We start from the raw sequence: 14,654 nt of genomic DNA on the forward strand, positions 1-14,654 counted from the left end.
TCAGCTCATGACGAGCGCCGCCGCCTTGCCCTGGTGTTCATGGACGAAGTCGACGATCTGCCCCATCGCCTTGAAGTCGCCGGCGCGGAAGTTCGCCGGCAGCGGCGGCAGCCCGTAGCGGGCGGTGATCCGCTGGATGATCTCGGTCTGCTTGACCGAATCGATCCCAAGCTCCGCTTCGAGCTCGACCGTCTCGGTGAACACTTCGACCGGATACTCCATCGCTTCCGCGTAGATCGCGACGAGCTCGGTGAAGAGCCGGTCGCGCGGCACGTGCGCGGTCGGGGCCGCGGCGGGCGCGGCCGGTGCTTGCACGATTGGAGCGGCCGGCGCTTGCGCGGCCGGCGAAACGCTCGCCGCAGCCGCATGCGCGGCCGGCGCGAAACCGGCCGCGCCGCCGCGTTCGGTCACGATTTGCGGCGCGGGCGTCGCCTGCAGCCCCCGCGCGTCGAAGTAACGCTTGAGCTCGCCCTTGATCTTCTCGACGATCCCCGGACCACTGTCGCGCCAGAACTCGTCGAAATCGAGTTGCAGATGGCTTGCGCGAATGTCGTCGTTCATGACACTACCCCCATTGAAATATGCGAGAACGTTCTCCAGGCCGCCGAGTTCGCCTCCCACGCTCGACGCGCCCGGAAAGGTCTTGATGGCGCCGGGTCCCAGCGCGCGCACCGCGATCTTGCTGAGCACATTCAGCGCACCGCACTCGACGAGCGCGCCGACACCCGCGGCTTTCAGTCTTGCGACCCCATCTCCGAACCGGACCGGCAATACGAGATGGCGCGCGAGACACGCGCCGAGATCGTCGGCTGCCGAGTAATAGCGATTCAATATCGGTGAATAAACCGGATATTCGAGCGCTTTATTTCTATAAGCTTTCAGACGTCGCCCGAATTCAATTCGCGCATTTTCCAGATCGTCGTGATGAAATGCGTAAGGCGAATTCAATATTTGCGCGGATGTATTATTTCGAATGCAATAAGCCGAGAATTCATCGACGTATTCTTGCGCGCCCGATACGACGGTCTGCGACGCATGATTTTCGACCGCGATCTGCACGCGCCCCTTGCGTTCTTCGGGCGCGCCGCGAAAGCATGCGGCGAGATGCGCGCGCACCGCGTCGGGTGACGCGGACACGGCCGCCATCCGGCCGCCGGCGGGCGCGGCCGCGCGCAGCGCGTCGATCCGGTCGCAGACGATGTCGGCGCCTTCCTCGATCGAGAACGCGCCGCCGCACGTGAGCGCGGCAATCTCGCCGAAGCTGTGTCCGACGAGCACGTCGGGCCGCACCGCACGCGCGCGCAGCGCCTCGAAGTATGAGATGGACGTCGCATAGATCGCGAGTTGCAGCAGATCCGGCGCGTATTGCAGGAGATCCTCGACGCCGACGTGCTCGTCCCACAGCGTCGCGAGCAACGGACGGCGCAGCCGTCGGACGGAAACGGCATCGATGGCTTGCATCGCCCGCTGCACCGCGGGATACGCGCCGCTCAACGCCCGCGTCGCGCCCGCATGGAATGCGCCTTGCCCGGGAAACAGAAATGCAACTTGCACCATGTGATTGCCTTTGCCCACCACCAACGCCGAACGGCCCGATGTCGATCGGTCTAGAATTCGTCCCCTCAGCCTCCTGCTGAATATTTATTCGATTACGCATCGCGCCGACGATATGCAATCCTTAAATCCAATAATGTATTGGCGTAAAGTAACATACACGCTTACACACCTATGTTCGCCAAACCACATATCTTCTGTGCGCATTTACACGTCGAATAGGCATGCCGTCGCACCGCGCCGATCCGAACCAAAAGGCAATTTCGCGGCGCCGTTTGTTAAAAATGTTGAATTAAACGGCTGAAAATCGATATTCACGCGCGGCGGCGCCGATTGGCGGCCGCCGCGAACGAATCGGCGCGCGCCGGCGGGCGGCCGCGCGCGCAATAGTCCCGCCGCAACGCCGCATCGTTCCCCAAGCCCTGCACCCGCCTTCGTGCCGCCTCCCTGTCGCTTTCCGTCACATTCCAACCCTATTTCGTAACAATCCGGCGAGATTCACATGCGCCGGAACCTTGCCGACTCTGAAACCCGCGCGCCGGTATACTTGGACACTTTGCCTTTCCGCAGCCCCCCAACCCGCCGCCTCATGCTGACTTCCGTCCTCGTCCGACTCGTCGCCTGGTCGGTGCGGCGCCCTATCTGGGTCGTCGTGCTGTCGCTCGTCGTCGCCGCGCTCAGCAGCGTCTATGTCGCACACCATTTCAAGATCAACACCGACATCAGCAAGCTCGTCGAGAACGACCCGCAATGGGCCGCGCTCGGCGATGCGATCGATGACGCGTTCCCGCAGCGCAGTCAGACGATCCTCGCGGTCGTCGAGGCGCCCGCGCCCGAATTCGCGACCGCCGCGGCCGATGCGCTCGCCGACGGCCTGCGCCGCGAAACCGAAGCGGGCCGCATCGGCCAGGTGTCCGAGCCCGGCGGCGGCCCGCTCTTCGAGCACAACGGCCTGCTGTTCCTGCCCCAACAAGACGTCGCGACAACGACCGCGCAGCTCGCGAGCGCGCGGCCGCTCATCAACGTGCTCGCGAAGGATCCGAGCATCGCCGGCCTCGCGACGACGCTGTCGACGACGCTCGGCGTGCCGTTGCAGTCGGGCCAGGTCAAGCTGTCCGGGATGGCGAAGCTGCTGTCGCGCAGCGCGGCGACCGTCGACGACGTGCTGGCCGGCAAGCCGGCCGCGTTCTCGTGGCGCGCGCTCGTCGACACCGACGCGGCCCGCGAGCCCGCGCGCACGTTCGTGACCGTGCAGCCCGTCGTCAACTACGGCGCACTGAAGGCGGGCGAGCAGACGTCCCGGACGATCCGCGCGACCGCGCAGGCGTTGCAGCTCGACAAGCGCTTCGGCGCCGTCGTGCGGCTGACGGGCGAGCAGCCGCTCGCCGACGAAGAGTTCGCATCGGTCGAAGACGGCGCGGCCGTCAACGGCATCGCGACGCTCGTGATCGTGCTCGTGATCCTGTGGATCGCGCTGCGCTCGAAGCGGATGATCGCGTCGGTGTTCGTCACGCTGTTCGTCGGCCTCGTCGTCACCGCCGCGCTCGGGCTGATGATGGTCGGCTCGTTGAACATGATCTCGGTCGCGTTCATGGTGCTGTTCGTCGGCCTCGGCGTCGATTTCGCGATCCAGTACGGCGTCAAGTACCGCGAGGAGCGCCACCGCGCGCCGAATCTCGAGCACGCGCTCGTCGGCGCCGCGCACGCGATGGGCATGCCGCTCACGCTCGCGACGGCGGCCGTCGCCGCGAGCTTCTTCTCGTTCCTGCCGACCGCGTATCGCGGCGTGTCGGAGCTCGGCCTGATCGCGGGCGTCGGGATGTTCGTCGCGCTCTTCACGACGATGACGCTGCTGCCCGCGCTCATCAAGCTGTTCGCGCCGCCCGGCGAGCGCAAGCCGCCCGGCTTTCCGCGCCTCGCGCCCGTCGACGACTATCTCGACCACCATCGCAAGCCGATCCTGATCGGCACGCTTGCCGTCGTGATCGGCGCGCTGCCGCTCCTCACGCACCTGCGCTTCGACTTCAACCCGCTGCACCTGAAGGACCCGGGCAGCGAATCGATGGCGACGCTGCTCGCGCTGAAGGATTCGCCGGAAGCGTCGGTCAACGACGTGTCGATGCTCGCGCCGTCGCTCGCGGCCGCCGACGCCGCCGCGAAGCGTCTCGAAGCGCTGCCGGAAGTCGGCCGCACGACGACGCTGTCGACGTTCATCCCCGACGCGCAGCCGCCGAAGCTCGCGACGATCGCCGCGGCCGCGCGCGATCTGCTGCCCGCGCTCACGCAACCGGCCGCCGCGCCCGTGTCGGACGCGCAGCGCGTCGCGGCATTGAAGCGCGCGTCGAATCTGCTCGAATACGCGTCCGAGGATTACCCGGGCCCGGGCGCCGCGGCCGCGAAGCATCTGTCCGAATCGCTCGCGAAGCTCGCCGCCGCCGACAGTGCGACGCGCGACCGCGCGGAAAACGCGTTCTCCGCGCCGCTGAAGATCGCGCTGAATCAGCTCGCGATGCTGTTGCAGCCGTCGGAGATCACGCGCGAGAACCTGCCGCCGCAGATCGCGCGCGACTGGATCGCGCCGGACGGCCGCGCGCTCGTGCAGATTTCGCCGAAGGTGCCGAAGGGCGTCGATCCCGGCGACGATGCGATGCTGCGCCGCTTCGCGAAGGCCGTGAAGGCGGCGGAGCCAGGCGCGATCGGCGGTCCGATCTCGATCCTGCACTCGGCCGACACGATCATCCGCGCGTTCCTGCAAGCGGCCGCGCTGTCGGTCGTGTCGATCACGGTGCTGCTGTGGATCACGCTGCGCCGCTTCGGCGACGTGCTGCGCACGCTCGTGCCGCTCCTCGTGTCGGGCGTCGTGACGCTCGAGCTGTGCGTGCTGTTCGGGATGCCGCTCAACTTCGCGAACATCATCGCGCTGCCGCTGATGCTCGGCGTCGGCGTCGCGTTCAAGGTGTATTTCGTGATGGCATGGCGCGCGGGCCAGACGGGCCTGCTGCAGTCGAGTCTCACGCACGCGGTGCTGTTCAGCGCCGCGACGACGGCCACTGCGTTCGGCAGCCTGTGGCTGTCGCATCATCCGGGCACGGCGAGCATGGGGCGCCTCCTCGCGCTCGCGCTGTCGTGCACGCTGATCGGCGCCGTCGTGTTCCAGCCCGTGCTGATGGGCAAGCCGCGCACGAAGCGCGTGACGAATCAATTGCAAGGAATCGATGAATAAGATGCGAATTACCGCGTCGGCGCTCGCCGCCTGCCTGCTCGCGAGCGGCTGCGCGACCGGCCCCAACCGCCACCCCGGCGATCCGCTCGAACCGATGAACCGTGCGGTCTTCAAGTTCAACGACGCGGTCGACCAGACAATCGCCGTGCCGATCGCGAAGGGCTATCAGAAGGTGACGCCGACGCCGCTGCGCACGGCGATCAGCAACTTCTTCTCGAACCTCGGCGATCTCGGCAACATCGCGAACAACCTGCTGCAGCTCCGGATCACCGACGCGACGCAGGACGTGATGCGCGTCGCGATGAACTCGGTGTTCGGCGTCGCCGGGCTGATCGACGTCGCGACGCTCGCCGGGCTGCCGAAGCACCACCAGGATTTCGGGCTTACGCTCGCGCGCTGGGGCGTGCCGGCGGGCCCGTATCTGGTGCTGCCGGTCTTCGGGCCGAGCTCGTTCCGCGACGGCGTCGGCCGCGCAGTCGACGTCCGCTTCAATCTGCTGAACTACATCGAACCCGCCGCACGCAATCCGATGTACATCGCGCAATTCATCAGCGCGCGTTCGGATCTGCTCGGCGCGAGCGACCTGCTGCAGCAGGCCGCGCTCGACAAGTACTCGTTCGTTCGCGACGCGTACGTGCAGCAGCGCCGCTCGCTCACGTATCACGGCAGGAGCGAGGAGGAATCGCTGCCGAACTACAACGAGCCCGACGGCGCGCCGGCGGACGGCAAGGGCGGCAGCGCGCCGGGCGGCTTGCCGCAGTATCAGGATCCGGGCGAGGGCGCGGGCGGCGGCGCTGAAGGCGGCGGGCGCGAGCCGGCCGGGCTGCCGCAGTATCAGGATCCCGGCAATGCCGGCGCGAGCGGCGGCGCAGCGGCGGAGCCGGCTGCAGCGTCCGCGCCGGCGCCCGCATCGGCGTCCGCGCCCGCATCGGCGGCTTCCGCCGCAGCGCCGGCATCCGCGCCGGATGCGAAGGCCCCGTCGACGACGAACTGACGCACACTCCGCTCATCGGCACGGCGGCCGTTTCGAGTCCGAAACTGCCGCCGTTGTCTTGTGCGGACGCGACGAACGCGCGCCGCCCGCCTCATCGTTCCTTCATTTTTCCTCCGGCTATTCGGCGAACGGCAGCGCCGTCTGCCCGTCGGCGCGCATCTCGAACACGTTCAACGTCATCGCGACGAGCGCGTAATAGCCGAGCAGCGCGACGAGACTCACGATCACCTGGCGCCCGAAGCGCGCGACCGACGCGTCGTACGTCGCGTCGGATACGCGCTTCGTCTCGTACAGCTCGGTCGCGAAGCGGAAGATCAGCGCATCGTCGGCGTCGTCGAACGCCGGGGCCGTGCCGGTTCGGATCGCTTCGGCGACCGCGGCGGGCACGCCTGCATCGAGCGCGATCGGATGATGGATGTGCCATTCCGCCTGCGAGCGCCAGCGCGCCGACGTCACGAGGATCGCGAGCTCCGACAGCCGCAATGGCAGCCCGGTGCGATACCGGCAGAACGCGCCGAGCCGCTGCGCGTGCTGCGCGAGCTCGGGACTCGCGATCCAGCCGAGAAACGGCCCGTTCAGATTGCCGCGCGGCCCGCTCAGGATTTCGTCGAGCACCGCCTTCTGCTCGTCGGTCGCGGTCTCGCGCTGGAATTCAGGAAGCCTCTTCTTTGTTTTCGTCATGTCGGTTCACCGGAGCAAAGGGTGCGCATGGGCGGCCGCGCATCAACGCACGGCTGCCGCGCCGATCGATGCGAGCGCCGCCTCGATCGCGCCCGCGAGCCGCTCGACGATCGCGCCGATCTGCTGCGCGGTGCAGATGAACGGCGGCGCGAGCAGGATATGATCGCCCGAATCGCCGTCGGCGGTGCCGCCCATCGGATACACCATCAGCCCGCGCCGCATCGCTTCGCGCTTGACGATCGCGTTGAGCTTCAGTTGCGGCTCGAACGGCGCCTTCGTGTCGCGCTCGCGCACGAGCTCGACGCCGACGAACAGCCCGCGGCCGCGCACGTCGCCGACGTGCGGATGATCGGCATAGCGCTCGCGCAGCAGCGCACGCAGTTGCTCGCCGCGCGCCTTCACGTTGTCGAGCAGCCGATCCTCGGCGATCACGCGCTGCACTTCGAGCGCGGCCGCGCATGCGGTCGCGTGGCCGATATACGTGTGGCCGTGCTGAAAGAAGCCCGAACCGCCGACGATGGTCCGGTAGATCTCGTCGCTGACGAGCGTCGCGCCGATCGGCTGATAGCCGGCACCGAGCCCTTTCGCGATCGCCAGGAGGTCGGGTGCGACGCCGTCCTCTTCGCATGCGAACAGATGGCCGGTGCGCCCCATCCCCGACATGATCTCGTCGAGGATCAACAGGACACCGTACTTGTCGCACACCGCGCGGATCTTGCGGAAATACTCGCGCACGGGCGGCACCGCGCCCGCCGTCGCGCCGACGACCGTCTCCGCGACGAACGCCGCGACCGTATCCGGCCCGAGCGCGAGAATCTTGCTTTCGAGTTCGTCGGCAAGACGTTGCGCGAACGCCGCTTCGCTTTCGTCCGCGCGCTGCTCGCGATATGCGTAGCACGGGCTCACGTGATGGGCTTCGATCAGAAGCGGAAGGAACGGCGCGCGCCGCCACGCGTTGCCGCCGATGGCGAGCGCGCCGAGCGTGTTGCCGTGATAGCTCTGTCGGCGCGCGACGAAATGCCGGCGCGCAGGCTCGCCCTTTTCGACGAAGTACTGACGCGCGAGCTTCAGCGCGGCTTCGATCGCTTCCGATCCGCCCGACACGAAGTACACGTGCTCGAGCCCCGCCGGCGCGGCGGCGGCGAGCCGGTCCGCGAGCGCTTCGGCCGGCTGCGTCGTGAAGAATGAAGTGTGCGCGTACGGCAGTTGCTGCGCCTGCCGCTTGATCGCATCGATCACGCGCTGATTGTTGTGCCCGAGGCACGATACGGCTGCGCCGCCGCACGCGTCGATGTAGCGCTTGCCGGTCGAATCGATGATCTCGATGCCGTCGCCCGCGACCGCGACCGGCAGGTTCGCGCGCGGCGCGCGATGAAATACGGTGGTCATGCGTGTCCTTCTTCGTGTCGAAGCGCCGGCGGACGCTGCGCGTCCACCGGCACGAATTGCTGAAAGCGCACCGAGCCTTGCTCGCGCACCTCGAACGCGACGCCGTCGTCGCCGATCGAGAAGAGCGCGGTCGCAAGCGTGTTCTCGTCGTCGGGATCGTTCGGATCGTCGCGATAGATCGGCAGGCCGTCGCCCGCGCGGTCGGCGAGCACGCGCCACAGCGCGGACGCGTCGACCGTCCCTTCGAGCGGCGGCAGAAGCTGCGCGAGGCGCGCTTGCCGATCGGCGGACGACGCGGTGACGATCTGCGCTTCGGTGTCGCCCCCCGGATGAATCAGATGGTTCGCGTGGCCGGACACGCCGTCGATGTCGAGCACCGACGTGCGCGCGACGCTCGCCTCGACGCTGACGACGCGCCGCTCGCCCGCGCAGCCGAGCGTGTGATGGAAGCCGCTCGCGCGCGGCGTGTCGCACAGCATGCGCAGCGCGTCGCCGAGCGACAGCGCGTCGAGCACCGCGCGCGCGAGGATCATCCGCGGCACACCCGCGGCCGGACGGCGAATGCGGACATTATTGATCGCCTGCACGAGCCCCGCGCGATTCACCGCAAACGTATGGCCCGGCAGCGATCCCGGATAGTAGAAACTGACGAAGCCCGGCTTGCCGTCGGGCCGCACGTCGACGAGCGCGCACTTGCCGCGCAGATGCGGATCGCCATCCTCGTTGTGCGCGATCATCCGATCGCGCGGCGTGCGCAACGCGAGCGTCGTGCAGCCGTCCGGCGCGTTGTGGATCAGCTCGCCGCGGCAGTTCCAGACGAACACGTCTTCCGCATGCCAGCCGAGGCCGGCCGCGAGCCCGTCGAGCTCGGCGACGAGCGCCGGAAACGCCGTCTCGGCCGCGCGACGCAGCTCGGCGACGAACGGATGGCCGCGCCAGCGCGCGACCGCGCGCCACGCGCTGCTCTGCGCGACGTACGCATCCATCACCGGCCGGGCGAGCTCGCCGAGCTGCCGGCCGATGTCATGCGGCGGACCCGCCACGCCGACGGGCTTGAGAAACTTCATCTGTTGTCCTGATCACGAAACGTGTTTGAGAAAATCTTTCAGGCGCGGCGTCGGCGGATGATCGATCAACGATCTCGGATCACCGTCCTCGGCGATGCCGCCCTGGTCCATGAACAAAAGCCGCGTGCCGACCTGCTTCGCAAAGCCGATCTCGTGCGTGACGACGATCATCGTCATCCCTTCGTTCGCGAGATCGCGCATCACCTTCAGCACTTCGTGGCGCAGCTCGGGGTCGAGCGCCGATGTCGGCTCGTCGAACAGCATCAGCTTCGGCTTGATCGCGAGCGCGCGCGCGATCGCGACGCGCTGCTGCTGGCCGCCCGACAGCTCGGACGGATAGTGGTTCGCGCGTGCCTCGAGGCCCACTTTGTCGAGCAGCGCCATCGCCTGATCGCGCGCCTGCGCGCGCGACGCGCCGCGCACCTGGATCGGCCCGAACATCACGTTCTCGAGCGTGGTCATCTGCGGAAACAGATTGAACTGCTGGAACACCATCCCGGCTTCGAGCCGGATGTTGTGGATCACCGCGGCCTTGCCCTTCACGCTCTGCCCGTCGACGAGCAGATCGCCGCCCGTGATCTTCTCGAGCGCGTTGATGCAGCGGAGCATCGTCGACTTGCCCGAGCCCGACGGCCCGACGACGACCACGACCTCGCCCGCGTCGATGCACAGGCTGATGTCCTTCAGCACCGGCACGTGACCGAAGCTCTTCGACACATTACGGAATTCGACCATGCTCATAAGATGCGCATCCTTCTCTCGACGAAGCGAAGCGTGAGCGTCATCACGCCGGTGAGCACGAGATAGATCACGGCGACCGCGGTCCAGATCTCGACCGCCTGGAAATTGCCGGCGATGATCTCCTGCCCCTTGCGCGTCAGCTCGCCGACGCCGATCACGATGAACAGCGACGTGTCCTTCAGGCTGACGATGCACTGGTTGCCGAGCGGCGGAATCAGCCGGCGGAATGCGAGCGGCCCGACGATCTTCACGAGCACGCGCGGCATCGACAGCCCCATCGCAAGCCCTGCTTCCGTCAAACCCTGAGGAATGGAAAGCAACGCGCCGCGCACGACCTCGGCAAGATACGCGCCCGAGTTCAGCGTGATCGCGACGATCGCGGCCGTCAGGCCGTCGATCCGGATATGCGCGAGCAGCGGCAGCGCGAAATAGAGGAACATCACCTGCACGACGATCGGCGTGCCGCGGATCAATTCGATGTAAACCTGCGCGAGCACGTTCAGCAAGGCAGGGCCGTACGCGCGAAACATGCCGGCAACCATGCCGACGAGAAAACCGCCCGCCAGCCCGAAAAATGCGATGAAAACCGTGAGCTTCACGCCGTCCATCAAGTCCGGCAATGCAGCCCATATCGCTGACCAGTCGAATTGCACATCCAACTCCCGATTGAGTTCCGATCGACGCGGCAAAACACGCCGCGCCGGCCTGATTCACCGCTTAGGACTTCGGCGGCTCGGAGCCGAACCACTTCTTGTAGATCTTCGCGTAGCGGCCGTCGGCCTTCATCTTCGCGAGCTCGGCGTTGACCTTCGCGACGAGCGGGCTGCCCTTCGGGAAGCCGATCCCGTACTTGTCGCCGCTCACCGGCGTGCCCGCGACCTTCACGCGGCCCTTGCCCTCGTTGTTCACGAAGAACAGCACGTTCGGCGTGTCGTGCATCGCGGCATCGACGCGGCCGGCTTCGAGCGCGAGATAGGCCTGATCGACGTTCGGGAACTGTCGGATCTCCTTCGGTTTCAGGTGCGCCTTGATCCAGTCGATCGTCGCGGTGCCCGTCTTCGCGGCGATCACCTTGCCGTTCAGGTCGTCGATCGACTTGATCGTCGTATTGTTCGTCTGGACCATCGCGGCGAGGCCGCTGTCGTAGTACGGATCGGAGAAGTCGATCGCCTTCTTGCGCTCCGCCTTGATCGTCATTCCGGACAGCGCGACATCGATGTTCTGCGTCTGCAGCGCCGGAATCAGGCCGGCGAAGTCCATCGGCTGGATCTTGTAGGTCCAGCCCGCGTCTTTCGCGATCTCGGCCCACAGGTCGAGATCGAAGCCGACGTATTTGTCGCCTTGCTTGAACTCGAACGGCATGAACGAGGTGTCGGTGCCGACGACGAGATCCTTCGCCTGTGCGCTGGCGAGGCTCGCGCCGACGAGCGCGACTGCGACGACTGTCTTGATGAACGAACGGCGTCCCATGATGTATCTTCTCCGCAATGAGTGGCGATGCCCCGATCTGGCCGGGGAACAGCGACGAACACCAGCCGCACCGCAACACGCGATGTCATTATTGTAATTAGTGCAACATGTGTTGTCACGAAGGATGCTACGCCGCCAAAAAAGAAAGCAACAGGAATTTGCGTCGCGAAAAACCCTAGGTGGGAGGATCGATCGGGCGATGGGAAGGATGGCGGGCTTGCCCGGTGCGCCGGCTGACGCGAGCGCGGAATGGGGACTTCGGCCGGGGTCGGACCGATTCGAACCGGGGCCTGCGGCAGGCTAACCGCAGAGCATAGGGAGCGGCGCGCACGGCACGAGACAGCGACGGCGGCCCGCGCAAGCGACGATGATGGCCGGAGATCGGGACTGCGAATCGCTGACTTCGGCTTCGGCTTCGGCTTCGGCTTCGGCTTCGGCTTCGGCTTCGGCTTCGGCTTCGGCTTCGGCTTCGGCTTCGGCTTCGGCTTCGGCTTCGGCTTCGGCTTCGGCTTCGGCTTCGGCTTCGGCTTCGGCTTCGGCTTCGGCTTCGGCTTCGGCTTCGGCTTCGGCTTCGGACTGGGAGCGGGGACGAAAAGCAGAAGGCTGGGAGCGGGGAGCGGGGAGCGGGGAGCGGGGAGCGGGGAGCGGGGAGCAACAGCTTACGTCCCACATCGCCGAACCAAGCAAAGACAAGCGGCGCGAAAACGATTCATCGCGATCGCTTCGAACGACGAACCAATTCGCGCCGCGCCGCTGCGCGAAATGCGGTCGCATCGCCGGCCCTGCGACAACGCAACCGAAGCGACAACCCGCAATTCGCGCTCAGCCGATCCGCCACGCTCCCGCGCGTTCGAACGCTTGCCGCGCCTGAACGAGCGTCGAGCGCGCCGCGCGCGCGTCGCCCGCGACCTGCAGCAGCGCGCCGAGCTGCGACGGCTGCTTCGCAAGCTCGCACAAAATCGGCAGGATCGCCGTGCTGCCGTCTTCGCGCAGTCCGGCCGTCGCGGCTTTCGGCAGCGTGCGCCACGCCGGATCGACAATCGCACGGCACACCGTGAACGGCACACCGCGCGCCGCCGCGAACGCACCGGCGATATGCGATTCCATATCGACCGCGAGCGCGCCCTTCGTCCGATGCAGCGATTCCTTCTCGCGCGCGTCGACGACGGGCGCGCCGACCGCCGCAAGCGTGCCGCGCCGCATGCGCGGCGCGATCGGCGTGCCGGCGAGCGCGGCGACGATGCGCGCGCTCCAGGCGGAATCGGTATTGAGTACGCCGAACGGCCCGTCGACCGCATCGGCGACGATCAGCACGCCCGGCACGAGATCGGGCGCGAGACCGCCCGCCGTGCCGAAGCTGACGACGCCGGCGCAGCCGCGCGCATCGGCCGCTTCGGCGAGCGCGCGCTCGAGCCGGTCTGCACGCGCCGCGTAGACCGCTTCGACGCCCTCGCCGCGCGCGATCCGCGCCTCGAACGCCATCCCGGCGACGGCGATCACGGGCGCGGCCGAATGGCCGGAACCAGCCATCGACCGTTACATCCCGACCGTCACGCGCGTCGTGTTCGCGCGCTTCAGGTTGCGATAGCGGGCGAGCGCCCACAGCGGGAAGAACTTGCGGTAGCCGTGATAACGCAGATAGAACACGCGGGGGAAACCCGTCGCGGTGAAGCGCGTCTCGTCCCACAGGCCGTGCTCGCGCTGCGCGCCGAGCAGATAGTCGATCCCGCGCGCGACGGCCGGGTTGTCGACTTCGCCCGCCGCCATCAGGCCGAGCAGCGCCCATGCCGTCTGCGACGACACACTCGGCGCACGCTCGTAGCCGCGGTAGTCGAGCTTGTAGCTTTCGCCGTCCTCGCCCCAGCCGCCGTCCTGATTCTGAATCGACAAAAGCCATTGCGCGGCGCGCTTCACGCGCGGATCGTCGTGGCCGAGGCCGGCCGCGTTCAGTGCGCACAGCGCGGTCCATGTGCCGTAGATGTAGTTCATCCCCCAGCGGCCGTACCAGCTGCCGTCCGGCTCCTGCTCCTTGAGCATGTAGTCGAACGCGCGCCGTGCGGGCTCGCTCGACGCGTTCGTCTCGCCGAGCTGCGCGAGCATCGACAGGCAGCGGCCCGACACGTCGGCCGTCGGCGGATCGAGCAGCGCGCCGTGATCCGAGAACGGGATGTTGTTCAGGTAATACTGCGTGTTTTCCGGCTCGAACGCGCCCCAACCGCCGTCGCTGCTCTGCATGCCGACGACCCACTCTCGCGCGCGCGCGATCTGCTCACGATACGCATCCGACTGATCGAGCTTCGCGACGCGGTCCATCGCCATCACGACGACCGCCGTGTCGTCGACGTCCGGATAGTGCGGGTTCGCGTACTGGAACGCCCAGCCGCCCGGACGCACGTGCGGACGGCGCGAGATCCAGTCGCCGCGCACGTCGAGGATCTGCCGCGGAATCAGCCAGTCGAGGCCGCGCACGGCCGCGCCGCGCGCGCGCTCGTCGCCCGTCTCGAGCAGCGCGTGCGCAGCGAGCGACGTGTCCCAGACAGGCGACAGGCACGGCTGGCAATACGCGTCGTCTTCGCCGACGACGAGCAGCTTCTCGATCGACCGGCGCGCGATCGCGCGGTTCGGATGATCTTCAGGATAGCCAAGCGCCGCGTACATCATCACCGCGTTCGCCATCGCCGGATAGATCGCGCCGAGGCCGTCCTCGCTGTTCAGGCGCTCGTCGACGAACGCGACCGCCTGCCGGATCGCGCGCTCGCGCGTGTAGCGGGGAAACAGGCCGTCGACGAGGCGCAGCACGCCGTCGACCGCGCGGAAGAACGCGAACCAGCCAGTGCTCTGGTGCGGCTGCTTCGGCAGCAAACCCGTGTTGACGGGCGCGCTCTTGAACAGTTCGTCGATGCGCACGCCGCGCGGATTCTTCGCGACCGGACGCTTCGCGTTCAGCACGAGGAGCGGCACGATCACGGTGCGCGCCCAATACGACACCTTCGACAGATGGAACGGGAACCACTGCGGCAGCAGCATCACTTCGACCGGCATCATCGGCACCGCATACCACGGCACGACGCCGTACAGCGCGAGCTGAATCCGCGTGAACACGTTCGAGGTCTCCGCGCCGCCCATCGCATGGATCGCGCGACGCGCGCGCTGCATGTGCTCGGCGTTCTCATCGTCGCCGATCACCTTCAGCGCGAAGTACGCCTTCACGCTCGCGCTGATGTTCGGCGCGCCGTCCGTGAAGAGCGGCCAGCCGCCGTCCGGCTGCTGGATGCGGCGCAGATAGCGCGCGATCTTCTGCTCGAGTTCGACGTTCGGCTCCTCGCCGAGATAGTGGACGAGCAGCACGTATTCGGCCGGGATCGTCGAATCGGCTTCGAGTTCGTACACCCAGTGGCCGTCCGCGTTCTGCGCGGCGAGGAGCGCGTCGGTCGCGCGCGCGACGGCGGCGTCGAGGCCGGCGGTCACGGCAGGCGCGGCGGACGCAGCGGTTGCGTCGAGCGTGTGCATTTCGGTCATGTCGTTCATCGGTCCC

The 14,654-nt window shown here is 67.3% G+C and carries 12 protein-coding genes; 2 read left to right on the top strand and 10 right to left on the bottom strand.

Annotation, left to right across the window (positions count from 1 at the left end; all coding sequences use genetic code 11):
- Positions 1-1,557, bottom strand: a complete 1,557-nt coding sequence (locus tag WS70_RS31145; RefSeq protein WP_059597722.1) for an acyltransferase domain-containing protein — start codon at positions 1,555-1,557, stop codon at positions 1-3.
- Positions 1,558-2,143: 586 nt separating this feature from the next.
- On the opposite strand from WS70_RS31145, the gene hpnN reads away from it, so the two are divergent.
- Positions 2,144-4,777, top strand: coding sequence for a hopanoid transporter HpnN (gene hpnN / locus WS70_RS31155; RefSeq protein WP_059472305.1), 2,634 nt, complete (start codon positions 2,144-2,146; stop codon positions 4,775-4,777).
- A gap of 1 nt (position 4,778) precedes the next feature.
- Positions 4,779-5,771, top strand: coding sequence for an MlaA family lipoprotein (locus WS70_RS31160; RefSeq protein ID WP_059472306.1), 993 nt, complete (start codon positions 4,779-4,781; stop codon positions 5,769-5,771).
- A gap of 117 nt (positions 5,772-5,888) precedes the next feature.
- Here the strand turns inward: WS70_RS31160 and WS70_RS31165 are convergent, their stop codons facing one another.
- The 9 genes from WS70_RS31165 to shc all read right to left on the bottom strand — a co-directional run bounded on the left by WS70_RS31165 (position 5,889) and on the right by shc (position 14,647).
- On the bottom strand, positions 5,889-6,452 hold the full coding sequence (locus WS70_RS31165) for a carboxymuconolactone decarboxylase family protein (RefSeq protein WP_059472307.1): 564 nt from the start codon (positions 6,450-6,452) through the stop codon (positions 5,889-5,891).
- A 42-nt stretch (positions 6,453-6,494) separates the two neighbouring features.
- Positions 6,495-7,841, bottom strand: a complete 1,347-nt coding sequence (locus tag WS70_RS31170) for an aspartate aminotransferase family protein (protein WP_059597721.1) — start codon at positions 7,839-7,841, stop codon at positions 6,495-6,497.
- Positions 7,838-8,908, bottom strand: coding sequence for a C45 family autoproteolytic acyltransferase/hydolase (locus WS70_RS31175; RefSeq protein ID WP_059597720.1), 1,071 nt, complete (start codon positions 8,906-8,908; stop codon positions 7,838-7,840). The genes WS70_RS31170 and WS70_RS31175 overlap by 4 nt, the downstream gene beginning before the upstream one ends.
- Before the next feature lie 12 nt (positions 8,909-8,920).
- A complete protein-coding gene (gene glnQ, locus WS70_RS31180; RefSeq protein ID WP_059472310.1) occupies positions 8,921-9,649 on the bottom strand; it encodes a glutamine ABC transporter ATP-binding protein GlnQ in 729 nt (242 codons plus the stop codon).
- Complete coding sequence (gene glnP, locus WS70_RS31185) at positions 9,646-10,302, bottom strand: glutamine ABC transporter permease GlnP (RefSeq protein ID WP_059597742.1); 657 nt, start codon at positions 10,300-10,302, stop codon at positions 9,646-9,648. Before glnP ends, glnQ begins: the two co-directional genes overlap by 4 nt.
- Positions 10,303-10,366: 64 nt before the next feature.
- Positions 10,367-11,119: a glutamine ABC transporter substrate-binding protein GlnH gene (glnH, locus tag WS70_RS31190; protein WP_059472311.1), complete on the bottom strand. Its 753-nt coding sequence runs from the start codon at positions 11,117-11,119 to the stop codon at positions 10,367-10,369.
- Positions 11,120-11,419: 300 nt separating this feature from the next.
- Entirely contained in the window at positions 11,420-11,893 is a 474-nt protein-coding gene (locus WS70_RS32260) for a hypothetical protein (protein WP_162499010.1), read from the bottom strand.
- Positions 11,894-11,941: 48 nt separating this feature from the next.
- Positions 11,942-12,649, bottom strand: coding sequence for a phosphorylase (locus WS70_RS31200; protein ID WP_059472347.1), 708 nt, complete (start codon positions 12,647-12,649; stop codon positions 11,942-11,944).
- Between the two features lie 6 nt (positions 12,650-12,655).
- Complete coding sequence (shc, locus tag WS70_RS31205; RefSeq protein ID WP_059597224.1) at positions 12,656-14,647, bottom strand: squalene--hopene cyclase; 1,992 nt, start codon at positions 14,645-14,647, stop codon at positions 12,656-12,658.
- Positions 14,648-14,654 lie beyond the last annotated feature (7 nt).

It is taken from the genome of Burkholderia mayonis, from assembly GCF_001523745.2.
GTDB lineage: Bacteria > Pseudomonadota > Gammaproteobacteria > Burkholderiales > Burkholderiaceae > Burkholderia > Burkholderia mayonis.

Coding starts and splice junctions, on each gene's coding strand:
- glnQ (WP_059472310.1), bottom strand. CDS start 9,649: ATGAGCATGGTCGAATTCCGTAATGTGTCGAAGAGCTTCGGTCACGTG.
- shc (WP_059597224.1), bottom strand. CDS start 14,647: ATGAACGACATGACCGAAATGCACACGCTCGACGCAACCGCTGCGTCC.
- WS70_RS31145 (WP_059597722.1), bottom strand. CDS start 1,557: ATGGTGCAAGTTGCATTTCTGTTTCCCGGGCAAGGCGCATTCCATGCG.
- glnH (WP_059472311.1), bottom strand. CDS start 11,119: ATGGGACGCCGTTCGTTCATCAAGACAGTCGTCGCAGTCGCGCTCGTC.
- WS70_RS31165 (WP_059472307.1), bottom strand. CDS start 6,452: ATGACGAAAACAAAGAAGAGGCTTCCTGAATTCCAGCGCGAGACCGCG.
- hpnN (WP_059472305.1), top strand. CDS start 2,144: ATGCTGACTTCCGTCCTCGTCCGACTCGTCGCCTGGTCGGTGCGGCGC.
- WS70_RS31200 (WP_059472347.1), bottom strand. CDS start 12,649: ATGGCTGGTTCCGGCCATTCGGCCGCGCCCGTGATCGCCGTCGCCGGG.
- WS70_RS32260 (WP_162499010.1), bottom strand. CDS start 11,893: ATGCGACCGCATTTCGCGCAGCGGCGCGGCGCGAATTGGTTCGTCGTT.
- WS70_RS31175 (WP_059597720.1), bottom strand. CDS start 8,908: ATGAAGTTTCTCAAGCCCGTCGGCGTGGCGGGTCCGCCGCATGACATC.
- WS70_RS31160 (WP_059472306.1), top strand. CDS start 4,779: ATGCGAATTACCGCGTCGGCGCTCGCCGCCTGCCTGCTCGCGAGCGGC.
- WS70_RS31170 (WP_059597721.1), bottom strand. CDS start 7,841: ATGACCACCGTATTTCATCGCGCGCCGCGCGCGAACCTGCCGGTCGCG.